We start from the raw sequence: 2,873 nt of genomic DNA, 5'->3' as shown, positions 1-2,873 counted from the left end.
TTACCGTTAAAATATCCCGGGTAGATGCGAGGGGTAAAAATACCACTTACGGTTAGCAAACCTTTATTATATTGAATAAGTTCTTCTTTAGTGAGCTCAGCTGCCCCGTCTTTGTTTTTAGAACCTGTTACATCCAGATAAAGCTTGCCCGAAATTGCCTCGGTCGTATTTGATGGTACAACTTGAGCTTGCATTAGATATAATTTATTTTTATCTAAATTATTGGCAAGTGAACCATCGGCTAATACTTCAAAATCTAACGTTCCTGGTGGTGTTGCTGGATCCACATCCGCAATGTCGATAAAATCATTGCCCGGAGTGTGAACTATACGGTATTTGCCTTCCGGTAATGAGTATAGCTCCATCGTCCAGAACTTACCCCAATACTGATAATCATTACTGTTTTTATCCCAATAATAAACATTTGATGTATTAGTCCCTCTCTCTGAATCTGAACCATACCTATCGCCATTCATATCATTAACAGGCATAGCACGAATATTACCTTTTCCTTGCATTAGAAAATTTTTAACAATTGGTGCACCAAGTTTGTCAAATCGAATTTTATGGCTAGCTGCAAGATCTTGACTGCTATTTTCTACTGCTGTTACGCTTTTACGTAATGCTTTAACGATAAAATCTTTTCCAGCTGTTAGCCCATCAGCGCCGGTAAATTTATAAAGCCCATCAGAACCAGTTTTTTTAGATGCAATAACACTTTGTCCGCCTATTACACAAGCATTGTTATCTTTACAAAGTAAGACTGTCGCATCAAAAAGTGGTAGATCATCATAAGTCCCTGGAATATTAACTTCTAATTTCCCTTTGCCAGAATATGTATCTAGGTAAACTTTACCACGAACAACATAATCTTGTTGTTTCAGCTTATACCAAAAGTTAGTTCCCTTATTATGCGCCTTTCCACCTTCAATTTTTATTTCAAAAACTGACTGGTTATTTTCAACGCCAGTATTTTGATCATTATTTTCAAGTTCAATATCTTGTGAATTAAAATTACTTCCAGCAGAAAAACTTGGTCTAGTTAAAACACGATATTGACCATCCGGTAGATTTGTAAAATTATAATAACCGTCCTGATTCGTACCAAAAATTGTGAATAAGTTCCATGTATTATCTGACTGCTTTTTGTATAACGATACCTGAGCAAACTTAATTGCTGTATCTTCATCTGGGTTATAATCACCCAAAGCGCCAGAATGACTATTATTTAAGTAAACATAACCAGATAGCGTATTCGGCTTTTTAGGTTTGAAATACATAGCATTCGAGTGTGAAAGTTCCGTTTGTATCGTTAAAATATAATCACCACTCGAATAGTCAACTTCAATTTCGTCATTAATATCATCAATTTTATAAGTATATAACCCGGCATGATCAATCGGAGCAGCTACCCTACCGAGCGCACCGAGCACGCCATACGAACCACGTTTGCCGAGTGTTGCAGCTAATGGGGTTCCTTGTTTATCAAGAAGCGGAGTTACGCCGTCTTCTTCATAAAAAGAGACTTTCATGTAAGTTGTAGCAGTGTGTGTTGGGCTGACACCATTAACAATACCACCCCAAGCTGTAGTTGAATTAGCTGTTCTAATATTGCTTTCAACGTTTAACGTTCCTAAGTTCTCTCGAAGGGGAGAATACCAAAAGTTTCGATTCGATTGGGTTCCTTTACCTAAACCAACAACAATAATTTCTTTAGGAGCGATATTAGCCTGAGTACCATTACTAAGTTTTACTTTCCCTTTATGGCTACTTCTTGATTTTGGTGAAGTACTGGTTGATTTACCATCAGAATCATTCACAAAAATATAGGAATTTAAATCTATACCGGATTCGTTAATGACTACTTTATAATCTTTGCCGATCGCCAAACCACGGAATTGATATAATCCATTGCTCTTATTTGTTGTTTGTGTAGCAATCTTTTTCCATGTACTATCATCGTATTGATAAAGATCGACGGGGGTTTCTAAATAAGTCGTATTTGATACAGGTAATATAATATAAGGCTTACCAGAATCAGGTCCCCTAGGCAAAAACTGATTTGATAAGACAAATACCTGACCCGATATACCAGATAAACTTGAATCATTTGGATCAATTTTTAATAAAAATGTCGGACCACTTGTTTGGTTATTTGCATCTGTTATTTTGATGTTTTGTTCAAGTTTGCTAAGTGGAATATAAGGCGCTTTCACATTGGTTACTTTTATGTCATAACTCGCCACCGCTAAATCTTTAAAACGATATAGACCATCATCGCTTGTAGTTATCGTTTTTGTGCCCAAAACTTTGGTTGTCGTGCCGGGATAGTAAAGCTCGACATTCATACCTAATGCGCCAGTATCCGTATCAGCACCATAGATACCGTCATTGTTTTGATCTACAGCTACGATTCCATCGACGCCCCATTCATTACGTGGTTTTATATTGAATGCACCTTTTTGATTGGTACCATTCATATTAAACTCTATCGTATTAATGTATTTATGCGAATTATCGGGTAATGTTGCATCCCATAAGGTATATTTAGTTTGATTACTTGAGTCAGCAATAAAATCTTCAATATCAACAATTAGGTCATACTTATAGGTTTTTAAAGTATTTTTGATGTCAATTTCACCTTTATCATTGGTGGCAAGCGTTAACTCTTTTGTTGATGCAGAATTAATTAGTTTAATGGGAATATTTTTGGCGCCATTACCTTTTTCATCCTTAACATCTAAATGAATATCACCGCCTTGCCCTTTGATAAATAAGTTTTGAGCAGACGCACCGGTATCAACGATAAGTTGCACTGAACGATCAATGGTTTCACCTTCCGTTGTCTTTGCCACAACCTTATATGTCCCCAG

At 36.5% G+C, this 2,873-nt stretch carries 1 protein-coding gene; it reads right to left on the bottom strand.

Going from position 1 to position 2,873, the window contains the following annotated elements; translation table 11 throughout:
* A partial coding sequence (locus tag ACGH6R_RS11105) for an SdrD B-like domain-containing protein (protein ID WP_411599834.1) occupies window positions 1–2,855 on the bottom strand: 2,855 nt, incomplete at its 3' end.
* Between the last annotated feature and the right edge of the window lie 18 nt (window positions 2,856–2,873).

It is taken from the genome of Gilliamella sp. CG13 (assembly GCF_046635805.1).
GTDB lineage: Bacteria > Pseudomonadota > Gammaproteobacteria > Enterobacterales > Orbaceae > Gilliamella > Gilliamella apicola_I.
The sequence above is the reverse complement of the archived record's forward strand: the minus strand, read 5'-3'. Positions and strand labels throughout refer to the sequence as shown.